Below are 15,944 nucleotides of genomic sequence, written 5' to 3'. Positions count from 1 at the left end.
GGTCAGTCCGCCTGGCGGCGCAGGAATGCCGGAATGTCCAGGTAGTCGTTGGGCAGATCGGCCGCGGCCGGTGCCGGCGCCGACGAGCCCATCGCATCGCTGCTCGGGCGACGCAGGCCCAGGCCCATCGCACCGCCGACGGCCTTGGACACGGCGTCGCCGCCATGCTCGAAGTCGCCGAATTCCGGCTGGCCGGTGGTCGCGTTGCGCACCAGCTTGATCGGCGCGCGCTGCTCCGGACGCTGGGTCTGACGCGACACGGCGCGGTTCAGGCCGGTGGCGACCACGGTCACGCGGACCTCGTCCTGCATGTCCGGGTCGAGCACGGTGCCGACCACGACGGTCGCGTCTTCCGAGGCGAAGCCTTCGATGGTGCGGCCGATCTCGTCGAACTCGGCCATGGTGAAGTCCGGACCGGCGGTGATGTTGACCAGGATGCCGTTGGCGCCGGCCAGGTTGACGTCGTCCAGCAGCGGGTTCTGGATCGCCGCTTCGGCCGCCGCCTGCGCACGGTCGTCGCCGCGGGCCGAGCCGGTGCCCATCATCGCCAGGCCCATTTCCGACATCACGGTGCGCACGTCGGCGAAGTCGACGTTGATCAGGCCCGGACGCACGATCAGGTCGGCGATGCCCTGCACGGCGCCCTGCAGCACGTCGTTGGCGGCACGGAACGCCTGGATCATGGTGGCGTTGCGGCCGAGCACGGTGATCAGCTTTTCGTTGGGGATGGTGATCAGCGAGTCGCAATGCTGGCTCAGTTCCTCGATGCCCTTCAGCGCGACCTGCATGCGCCGACGGCCCTCGAACGGGAACGGCTTGGTGACCACGGCCACGGTCAGGATGCCCATCTCCTTGGCCAGCTGCGCGACCACGGGTGCGGCGCCGGTGCCGGTGCCGCCGCCCATGCCGGCGGTGATGAACACCATGTCCGCGCCCTGCAGCGCGTCCATGATGCGTTCGCGGTCTTCCAGCGCGGCCTGGCGGCCCACTTCCGGATTCGCGCCGGCGCCCAGGCCCTTGGTGACGTTGGTGCCGAGCTGCAGCTGCAGCTTGGCGCCGCAGTTCTTGATCGCCTGCGAGTCGGTGTTGGCGGTGATGAACTCCACGCCATCCACGCTGCTGCTGACCATGTGCGCGACCGCGTTGCCGCCGCCGCCGCCCACGCCGACCACCTTGATTACCGCGTTGGGTGCCATCTTTTCAATCAGTTCGAAATGCGCCATGTCCGTTTCCTCTTGTTATGGGGCCGGGACTGGGGACTCGGGACTCGGGACTCGAAAAGCAGCTTCGATTCCCTGCCCGGCCTTTCGCGCCGGCTATTTTCTTAGTGGATGTTGCCGTTACCGCTTACCGTCTCTCTCCGCCCTTCCGCTCTCCGCTTTTGCTGTTCCGGGTCCCGAGTCCCGGGTCCCGAGTCCCGGCTTTCAAAACTCGCCGCGATACCAATTCTTCAATTTCTTGAACAGGCTGCCGGCGCGCCCGGTCGGCAGCGACGGGCGCCGCGGGTGTTCGATCTGGCTGCCCATCAGCAGCAGGCCCACGCCGGTGGCGTGCACCGGGTTGCCGACCACTTCACCCAGGCCGGTGACGTGCTGCGGAATGCCCACGCGGACCGGCATCTGCACCATTTCCTCGGCCAGTTCGACCACGCCTTCCATCTTCGAGGCGCCGCCGGTCAGCACCATGCCGGCGCGCACCAGCTCCTCGAAACCGGAGCGGCGCAGTTCGGCCTGCACCATCTCGAAGATCTCTTCGTAGCGGCCCTGCACCGCCTGCGCCAGCGAGTGGCGCGGCATGCGCCGCGGCGGGCGGTCGCCGACGCTCGGCACCTGGATGCTTTCCTCGGCGGTGGCCAGCTGCGCCAGCGCGCAGGCGTAGCGCACCTTGATCTGCTCGGCTTCCGGGGTCGGCGTGCGCAGCATGTGCGCGATGTCGTTGGTGACGTGGTCGCCGGCGATCGGCAGCGAGGCGGTGTGGCAGATCGCGCCCTGCACGAACACCGCCAGGTCGGTGGTGCCGGCGCCCATGTCGACCAGCACCACGCCCAGCTCGCGCTCGTCGGCGGTCAGCACCGCGACCGAGGACGCCAGCGAGGACAGGATCAGGTCGTCCACCTGCAGGCCGCAGCGCTGCACGCACTTGCTGATGTTGGCCGCGGCCGACTGCGCGCACACCACCAGGTGCGCGTGCACCTCCAGGCGCACGCCGGTCATGCCGACCGGGTTGCGGATGCCTTCCTGCGAATCGTCCAGCACGTACTCGCGCGGGATCGCGTGCAGGATGCGCTGGTCGGCCGGTATCGCCACCGCCTTGGCCGCTTCCAGCACCCGGTCCAGGTCGTTCCAGGTCACTTCGCCGTCGCGGATCGGCACGATGCCGGGCGAGTTCTTGCACTGCACGTGGTTGCCGGAGATCGACGCGTACACCGAGCGGATCTCGCAGCCGGCCATCAGCTCGGCTTCCTCGACCGCGCGCTGGATCGACTGCACGGTGGATTCGATGTCCACCACCACGCCGCGCTTGAGCCCGCGCGATTCGTGCGAACCGATGCCGATCACCTCGATCGGGTTGCCGGGCGAATACTCGCCGACCAGCGCGACGACCTTGGAGGTGCCGATGTCCAGTCCAACGATGAGGGATTTGTCGCCTTTGCGGTTCATGTCTTGGAGCCGGGATTTGAGATTCGGGAGTTGAGATTGGTGAAGGCAGGCTGGCTTGGGATGCGTGGCAGATCGGCGGAAGCGGAGCGTTGCGAAGCCGGTTTCTTTCCCGATCCCGAATCTCGAATCTCCAATCCCCGCCTTTCGACCGTGAACCCATTGGTGTAGCGCAGGTCGGCGCGCGCGATCGGCGCCTGCTCCGGCGTGATCAGCTGCGGCAGCACGCGGGCGAAGCGCGCCAGGCGCGTGCGGGCGTCGTCGCGGCCGACCACGATCTGCACGTCCTCGCCCAGCTGCAGCGACCAGCTGCCGCGCGCGTCCATCGCCACGCCATTGACCGGCAGCCCGGCCGGCGCGAACAGCGCGCGCGATTCGTTGTACAGCGCGACCACGTCCTGCGCCTTGGCGTCCGGCCCGGCCAGCTGCGGCAGCGCCATGCCGCGCAGTTCGCTCGGCAGCGCGAAGATGCGGCCCTGCTCGGACAGCATGCGATCGGTACCCCAGCGCGCGAACGGACGGTGCTCGGTGACCCGCACTTCCAGCACATCCGGCCAACGCTTGCGTACCCGCGCGCTCTCCACCCACGGCAGCCGCTCGATCGCGTCCTGTGCGTCCTGCAGGCGCACCGCGAAGAAACCGCGGCGCGCGTACGGCAACACCACCTGGCGCAGCTGCTCGGCCGGCACCCGCTTGAAATCACCGCTGACCTGCAGCCGGCTCAGCGGCCAGCGCTCGGCGCCGACCCAGCCGTTGAGCACCGCCACCACCGGCAGCGCGACCAACGCCAGCGCCAGCACCCAGGCTAGGATGCGCAGGAGGGTGCTCATGCAGCACTCCGTGCCGCGGGATTCGGGATTCGGCATTCGGGATTCGCGCAAAGCGCGCAGCAGGGCGCACCGACAGCGCGACGCTGCCGCTGTGCGAATCCCCAATCCCCAATCCCGAATCCCGGCTTCACAGCGTCTGCTCCAACACCCGCCACACCAGTTCCTCGAAGCCGATGCCGGCCTGGCGCGCGGCCTTGGGCACCAGCGAGTGACTGGTCATGCCGGGTGCGGTGTTGGCTTCCAGCAGTGCGAAGGCGCCGCTGGCGCCGTCGCGCATCACGTCCACGCGGCCCCAGCCGCGGCAGCCGGCGGCGCGGAACGCGGCCAGCGCCAGTTCGCCGAGCGCGCGCTCGTCTTCGCCGTCCAGGCCCGGGCACAGGTACTGGGTGTCCTCGGCCACGTACTTGGCGTGGTAGTCGTACCACTGGCCCTTGGGCACGATGCGGATCGACGGCAGTGCGGTGTCGCCGAGGATCGCCACGGTCAGTTCGTCGCCGACGATCATCTGCTCCATGAGCAGCTCGCCGTCGTAGCGCGCGGCCAATGCCACCGCCTCGTCCAGCTGCGCCGGCTCGAACACGCGGGTCACGCCGACGCTGGAGCCTTCGTTGGCCGGCTTGACGATCACCGGCAGGCCGATCTGCGCCGCCGCCGCGTGGATCGCGTCGGCCTGCGCGGTCGCCGCCAGGCGCACGTAGCGCGGTGTCGGCAGGCCCAGCGACAGCCACACCTGCTTGGTGCGCACTTTGTCCATGCTCAGCGCCGAGCCGAGCACCGGCGAGCCGGTGTACGGCACACCGAAGGCGTCCATCAAGCCCTGCACGATGCCGTCTTCGCCGCCACCATTGTGGCCGTGCAACACGTTGAACACGCGGTCGAAGCGCTTCTCCACCAGCGCCTGCGCCAGCGCCGGGATGCCGTCCACCGCGACCGCGTCGACGCCGCGCGCGCGCAGCGCCTCAAGCACGTTGCGGCCGGAGTCCAGCGACACCTCGCGTTCGCTGGAGGTGCCGCCGAGCAGCACCGCGACGCGGCCGAACACGGCCGGGTCGGTGTGGCGCGGCGGCGCGAAGGTCGGCGCGCTCATGCCTTCACCCCCGCGGCGAAACCGTCCTGGGCGATGTGCTGGGCGACGTAGCCGATGTCGCCGGCGCCCATCATCAGCAGCAGATCGCCGTCCTGCAGCACGTCCGGCAGCACGTCGCTCAGTTCGGCGACCTGGCCGACCACCACCGGCTCGCTGCGGCCGCGCGCACGGATCGCACGCGCCAGCGAGCGCGCGTCGGCGCCGGGAATCGGCGTCTCGCCGGCCGGATAGACTTCGCTGAGCACCAGCGCGTCCACTTCCGACAGCACCGCGGCGAAGGCATCGAACTGGTCGCGGGTCCGGCTGTAGCGGTGCGGCTGGAACGCGACCACCAGGCGCTTGTCCGGCCAGCCGCCGCGCGCGGCGGCGAACACCGCGGCCAACTCGCGCGGATGGTGGCCGTAATCGTCGACCAGGCGCACGCGTGCGCCGCTGGCGGTGACCACTTCGCCCAGGTCGTTGAAGCGGCGGCCGATGCCGGCGAAGCTCTGCAGCGCGCTGGCGATCGCCTCGGGCGCCACGCCCAGCTGCCAGCCGATCGCAGCGGCGGCCAGCGCGTTGAGCACGTTGTGGCGGCCCGGCAGGGCCAGCGTCACCGGCGTGCTGCTGCCTTCCGGCAGGCGCAGGGTGAAGCGCATGTGCGGACCGTGCTGGACCACGTCCTCGGCGCGCACGTCGGCGTTCTCGCTGAGCCCGTAGCTCATCACGTGGCGCGGGGTCTTGGCGGCCAGCGCGGCCACTTCCGGATCGTCGATGCACAGCACCGCCAGCCCGTAGAACGGCAGGCGCTGCAGGAATTCGGCGAACGCGGCCTGCACGCGGGCGAAATCGTTGCCGTAGTTCTCCAGGTGATCGGCGTCGATGTTGGTGATCACCGAAATCAGCGGATTCAGGCGCAGGAAGCTGCCGTCGCTCTCGTCGGCCTCGGCCACCAGCCACTGGCCGCCGCCGAGTTTGGCGTTGGCGCCGGCGGCGAGCAGCTGGCCGCCGATGACGAAGGTCGGATCCAGCCCGCCTTCGCTGAGCACCGCCGCGGCCAGGCTGGTGGTGGTGGTCTTGCCGTGGGTGCCGGCCACCGCGATGCCGCGGCGGAAGCGCATCAGCTCGGCCAGCATCGCCGCACGCGGCATGATCGGGATGCGCTGGCTGCGCGCCTCCATCAGCTCCGGGTTGTCGTCGCGGATCGCGCTGGACACGACCACGCAGTCGGTGCCGAGCACGTTGGCCGCCGAATGCCCGCGCATCACCCGCGCGCCGAGCTTGACCAGGCGCCGCGTTGCCGCGTTGTCGGCGTTGTCCGAACCGGAGACCTCGTAACCCAGGGTCAGCATGACCTCGGCGATGCCGCTCATGCCGGTGCCACCGATGCCGACGAAGTGCACGCGCGGGAACGCGCGGACCAGATCGCCGGTGTCGTGGAGACGGCGGATCATGCGCGAACTCCGTTCGCGGCGGGACCGGGGACCGGGGACCGGGGACCCGGAAAAAGCGGAGCGGCGGCGCTGCGCGCCTGGCCGTGGAGATTGTCTGTGTGCATAGGCTTCTGCTGTTGATCTTGCTTGTCGCCGGTCCCCGGTCCCTGGTCCCTGGTCCCGCTACGGGTCCCCGGTCCCCGGTCCCCGGTCCCGGCTTCTTCCAAAATGATGTCCGCGATCCGCTCGGCCGCATCCGGCTTGGCCAGGCTGCGCGCGGCGTCGGCCATGGACAGGCGACGTGCGGGGTTGCCGAGCAGGTCGCGCAGCACGCCCTGCAGGTTGGTCGCCAGGGCGTCGTCCTGCTTCAGCAACACCGCGGCGCCGCGTTCGACCAGGTATTCGGCGTTGCGGGTCTGGTGGTCGTCGACCGCGGCGGCGAACGGCACCAATACGCTGCCGATGCCGACCGCGCACAGTTCGGCCAGGGTCGAGGCGCCGGCGCGGCATACGATCAGGTCGGCCCAGGCGTAGGCCGCGGCCATGTCGCCGATGAAGGCTTCGACGCTGGCGGCGACGCCGGCGTCGGCATAGGCCTGGGCCGCTTCGTCGCGCAGTTTTTCGCCGCACTGGTGGCGCACCTCGACCTGCGCACCGAGCGCGGCCAGTGCGCGCGGCAGCGCCTGGTTCAGCGCACGCGCGCCTTGGCTGCCGCCGAGCACCAGCAGCCGCACCGCGCCGTCGCGCGCGGCCAGGCGCTGCGCCGGCGGCGCCAGCGCGGCGATCTCGGCGCGCACCGGGTTGCCCACCGCTTCCTCGCGCGCGGCGAAGCTGCCCGGGAACCCGGTCAGCACGCGACGCGCGACGCGCGACAGCACTTTGTTGGTCAGGCCCGGGGCGCGGTTCTGTTCGTGCACCAGCAACGGCAGTTTCAGCAGGCGCGCGGCGATGCCGCCCGGGCCGGCCGCGAAGCCGCCGAAGCTGACCACCGCGCGCGGCATCCGCCGGCGCAGCACGAAGCCGGCGGCGCGGATCGCGCGCATGACCCGCAGCGGCGCGCCGAACAGCGCCAGCGCGCCCTTGCCGCGCAGGCCGCCGATCTCGATGGTGTCGATCTCGATGCCGTGCTGCGGCACCAGTTGCGTTTCCATGCGCCCGGCCGCGCCCAGCCACACCACTGGCACGCCGCGCGCGCGCAGCACCTTGGCCACCGCCAGCGCCGGGAAGATGTGCCCGCCGGTACCGCCGGCCAGGATCATCACCGGGCGCGACGCAGCGTCGGTCATAGCGGTGCTGGTCATCGGTACGGACGCACTCATCCCAGCCTCCCGAAGGTCGGCTCGACCCGCGGCTGCATGCGGCTGGTGCCGCGCGCCGGGGTGCCGGCCTGGATCGCCGCGGCCACCGCGCTGGCGCTGGCCTCGCGTGCGGCCTGCAGGTCCTCGGCGCTGTCCACGGTCTGCCTGACCGGCGGCGCCGCATCGCTGCGCACCTTCGCCACCTGGCGTTCGGCGCGATCGAGCTCGTAGGACACGCGCAGCAGCAGGCCCATCGCCACGCAGGTCATCAGCACGCTGGAACCGCCGGCGGAGATCAGCGGCAGGGTCAGGCCCTTGGTCGGCAGGATGCCCAGGTTGACGCCGACCGAGACGAAGCTCTGCAGGCTGATCCACAGGCCGATGCCGAAGGCGATGTAGCCGGAGAAGTGGCGCTTCATCTCCACGCAGCGCATGCCCAGCCAGAACGCGCGGCCGACCAGCAGCGCGTACAGCGCGATGATCAGGCACACGCCGGTGAAGCCCAGTTCCTCGGCGATCACCGAGAAGATGAAATCGGTATGCGCTTCGGGCAGGTAGTTGAGCTTCTGCACCGAGCCGCCCAGGCCGACCCCGAACAGTTCGCCGCGGCCCACCGCCATCAGCGCGTTGGACAGCTGGTAGCCGGAGCCGAGCTGGTCGGCCCACGGGTCCAGGAACGAGGTGATGCGGCGCAGGCGGTACGGTTCCAGGATCGCGATGAAGGCGAACACCGGCAGCCCGATCACGATCGGCATCGACATGCGCGGCAGGTTGACCCCGCCCAGCACCAGCATGCCGGCGGTGATCGCCAGCAGCAGCGTGGAGGAACCGAAGTCCGGCTGCATCAGCAGCAGGCCGACCAGCGCCACCGCCACGCCCAGCGGCTTGAGCATCGCCGGCCAGGTCGCGTTGACCTCGTCGCGGAAGCGCACCAAGTAGCTGGACAGCCACACGATGTACAGCACCTTGACCGCTTCCACGGTCTGGAACTTGGAGATGCCCAGGTTGATCCAGCGCCGCGCGCCGTTGACGCTGCTGCCCAGCCCGGGCACGAACACCACGATCAGCAGGCCGAAGCAGGCCAGCAGCAGCAGCTGGTTGTACTGCTCGATGTTCTTCAGCTCGGTGCGCATGGTCCAGATCGCCAGGCCGATGCCGCCGGCCAGGAATAGCAGATGCCGGGTCAGGTAGTAGAACGGGCTGACCGTCAGCTCGATCGAGCTGGAGCCGACCATCACCACGCCCAGCGAGGCCAGCGCCACCACGGCGCCGAGCAGCCACGGGTCGTAGCGGCCGCCGATGGCCTCCAGTCGGGTCGCCTGGCGCGTGCTGTCGTTCATCAGCGCACCTTCAACGTGGCCAGGCCGACCAGCACCAGCACCACCGAGATGATCCAGAAGCGCACGATCACCCGCGGCTCGGGCCAGCCCTTCAGCTCGAAGTGGTGGTGGATCGGCGCCATGCGGAACACGCGCTTGCCGGTGAGCTTGAACGAGGCGACCTGGATCATCACCGACAGCGTCTCGATCACGAACACGCCGCCCATGATCACCAGCACCAGTTCCTGGCGCACGATCACCGCGATGGTGCCGAGCACCGCGCCCAGCGCCAGCGCGCCGATGTCGCCCATGAACACCATCGCCGGGTAGGTGTTGAACCACAGGAAACCCAGCCCCGCGCCGGCGATCGCCGCGCAGATGATGATCAGTTCGCCGGCACCGGGAATCGACGGGATCTTCAGATAGGCCGAGAACACCGCGTTGCCCGAGGCGTAGGCGAACACGCCCAGCGCGCAGGCCACCAGCACCGTGGGCATGATCGCCAGCCCGTCCAGGCCGTCGGTCAGGTTGACCGCATTGGAGAAGCCGACGATCCAGAAGTAGGCGATGGCGACGAAGCTGATTCCGGCCAGCGGCAGCGCGATCGACTTGAACATCGGGATGTAGAAGGTGATCGCGGCCGGCACGTCGGCGGTGTAGTACAGGAACAGGCCGGCGGCCAGGCCGAAGATCGACTGCAGCAGATACTTCCAGCGCGACTTCAGCCCGTTCGGGTCGCGGCGCACGATCTTGATCCAGTCGTCGTACCAGCCGATCACGCCGAACGCCAGCATCACCGCCAGCACCAGCCACACGTAGCGGTTGCGCAGGTCGCCCCACAGCAGCACCGACAGCAGCACGGTGAGCAGGATCAGCGAGCCGCCCATGGTCGGCGTGCCGGCCTTGGAGAAGTGGGTCTGCGGGCCGTCCTTGCGGATCGGCTGGCCGCCCTTGAACTGCGCCAATCTGCGGATCACCGCCGGGCCCAGCCACAGCGACAGGAACAGCGAGGTCAGCGCCGCCAGGATGCCGCGGAACGTGAGGTAACCGAACAGCCCGAACAGGCTCTCCAGCTGCTGCAGCCAGCGGGACAGTTCAAGCAGCATGCGGCGTCTCCTCACCCTGCGCCAGCAGCGCGCTCACGATCTTGTCCATAGCGCTGCCGCGGGAGCCTTTGACGAGGATGGTGGCCGGGACTCGGGACTCGGGACTCAGTGAAGCCGGGACTCGGGACTCGGGACTCGGGACTCGGAGGGGCGCAACGCCAGCGGACGCCGCACCGGTGCTCTCATGCATTTGCTCTGTTTCCTGCTCTGTTTCCTGCTCTTGATCCTGCTTTTCCCGAGTCCCGAGTCCCGAGTCCCGAGTCCCGGCTGCGCGAAGATCCGCACGCAACGCCGCGATCAACGCCGCATGGCTGTCGAACACGCGTCCGTTCTCGCCGAAGGCCTGCGCGGCGACCGCGCTCAGCGGGCCCAGTGCGTACAGGCGGGTCAGGCCGGCGTGGCGGGCGCGGCGGCCGCCGCGGGCGTGCAGCGCCTCGGCGCCGTCGCCGAGTTCGCGCATGTCGCCCAGCACCAGCCAACGCTCGCCGCCGGCCGCGGCCAATGCGTCGATCGCCGCGGCCAGCGAGCCGGGATTGGCGTTGTAGCTGTCGTCGATCAGCACCGCGCCGCCGGGCAGCGTGTGCGCGATCTGCCGGCCCGGCACCGGCTGCACCTGCGCCAGGCCCGCGGCGATCATGGCCGGCGCGATGTCCAGCGCCAGCGCCAGCGACGCGGCGGCCAAGGCGTTCATCAGGTTGTGGCGACCGGGCAGCGGCAGCGTCGCGTCGACCTCGCCGTGCGGGGTGACCAGCACGAACTGCGAGCGGTCCGCGCCCACGCGCAGCCGCGTGGCGGTGACCTCGGCGCTGGCCTGCAGGCCGAAGCGCAGCACGCGCGGGGTCAGCGGCGCCGGCAGGCGCTGTTCGAACCACAGCCCGAACGCATCGTCGGCATTGATCACCGCGGTGCCGTCGGGCGGCAGCGCGGCGTAGATCGCGCCCTTGGTCTCGGCCACGCCGAGCAGGCTGCCCATGCGTTCCAGGTGCGCCGGGGCGATGTTGTTCACCAGCGCCGCGTGCGGAGCGACGATGTCGGTCAGGTAGGCGATGTCGCCCGGCTTGCCGGCGCCCATCTCGTAGATCGCGTAGTCGGCCGCGTCCGGCGCCTCGATCACCGCCAGCGGCAGGCCGATCTCGTTGTTGCGGTTGCCGGGGTTGGCGTAGACGCTGCCGCCGTTCACCCGGCAGGCGTGCTGCAGGATCGCCAGCAGCAGCGCCTTGACGCTGGTCTTGCCGTTGCTGCCGGTGATCGCGGCCACGCGCGTGGCGCGGCCGCGCTGCATGCCGGCGGCGATCCGCGCCAGCGCCAGCTGGGTGTCGGCGACCAGGATCTGCGGCAGTTCGACCTGCGGCTGCAGCGCCTGCACCAGCAGCGCGCTGGCGCCGCGCGCGGCGGCGTCGGCGACGAAGTCGTGGCCGTCGAAACGCTCGCCGCGCAGCGCCACGTACAGGCTGCCCGGCGCCAGCGTGCGGGTGTCGTGGGCGATCGCGTCGATCGCCACGTCGTCGCCGTGCAGTTCGGCGCCGGCCCAGTGCGCGAGCATCGACAGCGGCAGGCGCTTCATCGTGCACGCTCCATGGCCGGAGCGGCGGCGCGCGCCTGCAGCGCCTGCGCGGCAATCTTGGTGTCGTCGAACGGATGCTGGATGCCGGCGATTTCCTGGTACGGCTCGTGCCCCTTGCCGGCGATCAGCACGATGTCGTCGGGACCGGCTTCGGCCACGGCCTGGGCGATGGCCTGGGCGCGGTCACGCTGCACACGCACCGCCTGCAGGTCGGTGAAGCCGGCCAGGATGTCGGCGACGATGCGGTCGCCGTCCTCGCCACGCGGGTTGTCGTCGGTGACGATCACCACGTCGGCCAGGCGCTGCGCGATCGCCGCCATCTGCGGGCGCTTGCCGGTGTCGCGCTCGCCGCCGCAGCCGAACACGCACAGCAGGCGGCCGTGCACGTGGCCGCGCAGGCTCTCCAGCGCCTGCTCCAGCGCGTCCGGGGTATGCGCGTAGTCGATCACCAGCAGCGGCTGCGCCGCGCTGCCGCCGAGGCGGTTCATGCGCCCGCGGATCGGCTGCAGCTGCGACAGCGTCGCGGCGATGCGCGCCGGCGCCACGTCCTGCGCATGCAGCGCGCCGGCCACCGCCAGCAGGTTGTCCACGTTGAAACGGCCCAGCAGCGCCGACTGCACCGGATGCCGCGCGTCGCCGACCAGCAGGTCGAAGCCGATGCCACGCGCGTCCAGGCGCAGCGCCTCGGCGCGCAGCGTGGCGCCGGCCTGGCCGCGCGAGCTGACGCCGATGCGGCGCAGTTCCGGGTCCAGCGTCGCCAGCAACTCGCGACCGAACGCGTCGTCGAGGTTGACCACCGCCGCCTTCAGCCCCGGCGTGGCGAACAGGCGCGCCTTGGCCGCGCCGTAGCCGGCCATGTCGCCGTGGTAGTCGAGATGATCGCGGGTGAGATTGGTGAACACCGCCACGTCGAAGTGCACCGCATCCACGCGGCCCTGGTCCAGCGCGTGCGAGCTCACTTCCATCGCCACCGCCTGCGCGCCGGCGTCGCGCAGCTGCGCCAGCAACGCATGCGTCTGCAGCACCAGCGGCGTGGTGAAACCGGTCGGCACCACGTCGCCGTACAGGCCGACGCCGAGCGTGCCGATGCTGCCGCTGCGCGTGCCCAGGCTCTGCCAGGCCTGCGCCAACAGCTGCACGGTGGAGGTCTTGCCGTTGGTGCCGGTGACCCCGACCATGGTCATCGTCTGCGACGGATGGCCGTGGAACTGGTCGGCCATCGCGCCCATGCGCGCGCGCAGGCCCGGCACCGCGATCGCGTCGGCAGGCGCCGGCAACTCGGCCGGGGCCGGCGGTTCGAACAGGATCGCCGCGGCGCCATTGGCCTGCGCCTGCGCGACGAAGCCCAGCCCGTGCGCGCCGAACCCGGCGATCGCCACGAAGGCATCGCCGGGGCGCACCGCACGGCTGTCCATGACCAGCCCGGACACCTGCACGTCGCGCGCCAGCGCCAGATCCGGCAGCAGGTGCGACAGCGGCAGCGCGCGGCTCACTGGCGGGTCTCCTGCAACGGCACCGGCTGTGCGGCCGGCGGCGGCGCGACGGCACGCGCGCTGGGCAGCGCCGCTTCCACCTCGGTGGCGGCGTCGGGCACCAGGGCCGGATCCGGCTCCACCGGCGGCGGTGGCGGCGCATGGCCGCTCTTGCCGGCGGCCTGCGCCGCCAGCCACGCCTGGATGTCGTCCGGCGGCACGTCCATCAGCCGCAGCGCCCCTTCCATCACGTTGTGGAACACCGGCGCCGAGACCAGGCCGCCGTAGTACTTGGCGCCCTGCGGGTCGTTGATCACGATGACCGTGGCGAAGCGCGGATTGGTCGCCGGCACCAGGCCGGCGAACAGCGCGTTGTAGTGGCCGCGGATATAGCCGCCCGGCCCGTTGAGGCGCGCGGTGCCGGTCTTGCCGGCGACGTGGTAGCCGAGGATCGCCGCGCCCTTGGCGCCGCCCTGGGTCACCACGGTTTCCATCATCGCCACCACTTCCCGCGCCACTTCCGGGCTGATCACTTCGCGCGGTTCCTGGTGCTGGCCCTTGACGAAGGTCGGCTGCATCAACTTGCCGCCGTTGCCCAGCGCGGTGTAGGCGGTGGCGATCTGCAGCGGCGTCACCGACAGGCCATAGCCGTAGGACATGGTGGTCTTGGTGGTGCCGTACCAGCTGCGGCTGCCCGGATGCGACACCACGCCGGCCGATTCGCCGGGGAAGCCGCTGTGCGGCGCCGTGCCGTAGCCGAAATTGCGCACCGACTTGTAGAACGCCTGGTCGTCCAGCTTGGCGACGATCTTGGCCGCGCCGATGTTGGAGCTGCGGGTGATCACGCCGGTGACGTTGAGCACGCCGTTGTTGCGCGGCACGTCGCGGATGGTGTAACGGCCCAGGGTCATGAACCCCGGGTTGGTATCGATGATGGTATTGGGCGTCACCACCCCTGCCTGCAACGCGGTCGCCACCGTCAGCGGCTTCATCGTCGAACCCGGCTCGACCAGGTCGGTGACCGCGCGGTTGCGGCGCGCATCGGAATTGACCCCGCTGACCGCATTCGGGTTGTAGGTCGGCAGGTTGACCATCGCCAGCACTTCGCCGCTCTTCACGTCCACGATCACGATCGAGCCGGCGGCCGCCTTGTTCTCTTCCAGCGCGTTGCGCAGCTGCTTGTAGGCCAGGAACTGGATGCGGCGATCGATGCTCAGGGTCAGGTCCTTGCCCGGCTCGGCCGGCTTGACCAGGTCGATGCTCTCCACGATCGCGCCCTTGCGGTCGCGGATCACGCGCTTGGAGCCGGGCTTGCCGCGCAGCCATTCGTCGAACGCCAGCTCCAGCCCTTCCTGGCCGCGGTCGTCGATGTTGGTGAAGCCGAGCACGTGCGCCATCGCTTCGCCCTGCGGGTAGAAGCGGCGGAACTCGCGCTGCGAGAACACGCCGGGGATGCCCAGCGCGACCACCGCATGCGCCTTGTCCGGATTGATCCGGCGCTTGAGGTACATGAACTCCTTGTCCGACTTCTGCGACAGCTTGGCGGCCAGCTCGTCGCTGGGCAGTTCCAGCGCCCGCGCCAGCTGCGGAATGCGGTCGGGATTGCGCAGCAGTTCCTGCGGATTGACCCAGATCGACTCCACCGGCGTGGACACCGCCAGCGGCTCGCCGTTGCGGTCGGTGATCATGCCGCGCGAGGTCGCGATCGGCAGCTCGCGCAGGTAGCGCGCCTCGCCCTGGCGCTGGTAGAAATCGCTGTTGATGATCTGCACGTAGGCGGCGCGGCCGATCAGCGTGACCGAGCACAGGCTCAGCGCCGCACCGACCAGCACCAGCCGGCCACGGAGATTGAAGTTGCTGCGCGGGCGGTTGCGGCCGGTCTTGCTCATGGCCGCACCACCACGATGTCGCCGGTTTCCGGGAACTTCATGCCCAGCCGCTCGCGCGCGACCTGATCGACGCGATTGCTTTCCGCCCAGGTCGCCTGCTCCAACTGCAGCCGGCCGAACTCGATGTTCAGCTCGTCGCGGTTGTGCTCCAGCCGGGACAGCTCGACGAACAGCTGGCGATGGCGATGGCGCATGTACACCACCCCGATCGCCGAGGCGATGGTGCAGGCGAGCAACACGACGAGCAGCAGCCGGCTCATTGGGCGTCTCCTGGCGGAGACGCCGGGATTGGGGATTGGGCATTGGAGATTCGGGAAGAGCGCTCTTCCAATCCCGAATCCCCAATCCCCAATCCCAGCTTCTCAGCCACCCGCAACACCGCACTGCGCGCCCGCGGGTTGCCGGCCAGTTCGTCGGCATCGGCCTTGATCGCGCCGCCATGCAGTTGCAGGGTCGGCACGAACGCCTGCGCTTCGGGCAGGCGGCGGTTGCTCGGCGGGGCCTTGGCGTGGCGGTTCATGAACTGCTTGACGATGCGGTCTTCCAGCGAATGGAAGCTGATCACCGCCAGCCGGCCGCCCGGCTTGAGCTTGGCCAGCGCCGCGTCCAGCCCGGCTTCGAGGTCGGCCAGTTCGCGGTTGATGTGGATGCGGATCGCCTGGAAGCTGCGCGTGGCCGGGTGGGTCTTGCTGTCGCCGCGCGGCATCACGCTGGCGATCAGCTCGGCCAGCTGCGCGGTGCGGGTCAGCGGCTGCTCGGCGCGGCGCGCCACGATCGCGCGGGCGATGCGCCGGCTCTGGCGTTCGTCGCCGTAGGTCCACAGCACGTCGGCGATGGCGCGTTCGTCGGCGCGCGCCAGCCACTGCGCGGCGCTCTCGCCGGCGTCCGGGTCCATGCGCATGTCCAGCGGGCCGTCCTTGCCGAACGAGAAACCGCGCTCGGCCACGTCCAGCTGCGGGGAGGACACGCCCAGGTCGAACAGCACTCCGTCCAGGTCGGCGGCGGCGTCCCACTGCCCCAGTTCGGCGAAGCTGCCGCGACGGATGCTCACCCGCGCGTCGCCACCGAACGCATGTTCGGCTTCGGCGATCGCCTCGGGATCCTTGTCCATCACCAGCAGCCGGCCTCCCGGGCCGAGTTTGTGCAGCACCCCGCGCGCGTGTCCGCCACGCCCGAACGTGCCATCCAGATAGATTCCGTCTTCGATCACCTGCAGCCCGTCCATGACCTGCGCGAACAACACCGGCACATGCGCCGCCGGCGGTTGCGACACCGGAAGGTGACCGGCCTGCGCCTGTCCGCGCATCCGG

13 protein-coding genes are annotated in these 15,944 nt (G+C 70.3%); all 13 read right to left on the bottom strand.

Annotated features, from left to right (window positions below; translation table 11 throughout):
• Positions 1-2: 2 nt before the first annotated feature.
• Positions 3-1,223, bottom strand: coding sequence for a cell division protein FtsZ (gene ftsZ / locus J2Y70_RS10420; protein ID WP_179568378.1), 1,221 nt, complete (start codon positions 1,221-1,223; stop codon positions 3-5).
• 201 nt (positions 1,224-1,424) lie between these two features.
• Positions 1,425-2,660: a cell division protein FtsA gene (ftsA, locus tag J2Y70_RS10415; protein WP_003465508.1), complete on the bottom strand. Its 1,236-nt coding sequence runs from the start codon at positions 2,658-2,660 to the stop codon at positions 1,425-1,427.
• Positions 2,657-3,487: a cell division protein FtsQ/DivIB gene (locus J2Y70_RS10410; protein WP_309916893.1), complete on the bottom strand. Its 831-nt coding sequence runs from the start codon at positions 3,485-3,487 to the stop codon at positions 2,657-2,659. Before J2Y70_RS10410 ends, ftsA begins: the two co-directional genes overlap by 4 nt.
• Before the next feature lie 127 nt (positions 3,488-3,614).
• Positions 3,615-4,574: a D-alanine--D-alanine ligase gene (locus J2Y70_RS10405; protein ID WP_263397279.1), complete on the bottom strand. Its 960-nt coding sequence runs from the start codon at positions 4,572-4,574 to the stop codon at positions 3,615-3,617.
• On the bottom strand, positions 4,571-6,007 hold the full coding sequence (murC, locus tag J2Y70_RS10400; RefSeq protein WP_309916889.1) for a UDP-N-acetylmuramate--L-alanine ligase: 1,437 nt from the start codon (positions 6,005-6,007) through the stop codon (positions 4,571-4,573). Before murC ends, J2Y70_RS10405 begins: the two co-directional genes overlap by 4 nt.
• Entirely contained in the window at positions 6,004-7,305 is a 1,302-nt protein-coding gene (murG, locus tag J2Y70_RS10395; protein WP_309916886.1) for an undecaprenyldiphospho-muramoylpentapeptide beta-N-acetylglucosaminyltransferase, read from the bottom strand. Before murG ends, murC begins: the two co-directional genes overlap by 4 nt.
• Positions 7,302-8,624 (bottom strand): putative lipid II flippase FtsW, encoded by a 1,323-nt coding sequence (gene ftsW / locus J2Y70_RS10390; RefSeq protein ID WP_263397276.1) that lies wholly within the window; start codon positions 8,622-8,624, stop codon positions 7,302-7,304. The genes murG and ftsW overlap by 4 nt, the downstream gene beginning before the upstream one ends.
• Positions 8,624-9,709, bottom strand: coding sequence for a phospho-N-acetylmuramoyl-pentapeptide-transferase (gene mraY, locus J2Y70_RS10385; protein ID WP_263397275.1), 1,086 nt, complete (start codon positions 9,707-9,709; stop codon positions 8,624-8,626). The genes ftsW and mraY overlap by 1 nt, the downstream gene beginning before the upstream one ends.
• Complete coding sequence (gene murF / locus J2Y70_RS10380; RefSeq protein WP_309916881.1) at positions 9,699-11,273, bottom strand: UDP-N-acetylmuramoyl-tripeptide--D-alanyl-D-alanine ligase; 1,575 nt, start codon at positions 11,271-11,273, stop codon at positions 9,699-9,701. The genes mraY and murF overlap by 11 nt, the downstream gene beginning before the upstream one ends.
• The gene (locus J2Y70_RS10375; RefSeq protein ID WP_309916878.1) at positions 11,270-12,766 is read right to left on the bottom strand and encodes a UDP-N-acetylmuramoyl-L-alanyl-D-glutamate--2,6-diaminopimelate ligase; all 1,497 of its coding nucleotides are present in this window, start codon (positions 12,764-12,766) and stop codon (positions 11,270-11,272) included. The genes murF and J2Y70_RS10375 overlap by 4 nt, the downstream gene beginning before the upstream one ends.
• Complete coding sequence (locus tag J2Y70_RS10370; RefSeq protein WP_309916873.1) at positions 12,763-14,634, bottom strand: penicillin-binding protein 2; 1,872 nt, start codon at positions 14,632-14,634, stop codon at positions 12,763-12,765. Before J2Y70_RS10370 ends, J2Y70_RS10375 begins: the two co-directional genes overlap by 4 nt.
• Positions 14,631-14,894, bottom strand: coding sequence for a cell division protein FtsL (gene ftsL, locus J2Y70_RS10365; protein ID WP_263397271.1), 264 nt, complete (start codon positions 14,892-14,894; stop codon positions 14,631-14,633). The genes J2Y70_RS10370 and ftsL overlap by 4 nt, the downstream gene beginning before the upstream one ends.
• Entirely contained in the window at positions 14,891-15,940 is a 1,050-nt protein-coding gene (rsmH, locus tag J2Y70_RS10360; protein WP_263398391.1) for a 16S rRNA (cytosine(1402)-N(4))-methyltransferase RsmH, read from the bottom strand. The genes ftsL and rsmH overlap by 4 nt, the downstream gene beginning before the upstream one ends.
• Between the last annotated feature and the right edge of the window lie 4 nt (positions 15,941-15,944).

Origin of the sequence: Xanthomonas sp. 1678 (assembly GCF_031455575.1) — a bacterium.
In the GTDB taxonomy this organism is placed as follows: Bacteria; Pseudomonadota; Gammaproteobacteria; order Xanthomonadales; family Xanthomonadaceae; genus Xanthomonas_A.
The sequence above is the reverse complement of the archived record's forward strand: the minus strand, read 5'-3'. Positions and strand labels throughout refer to the sequence as shown.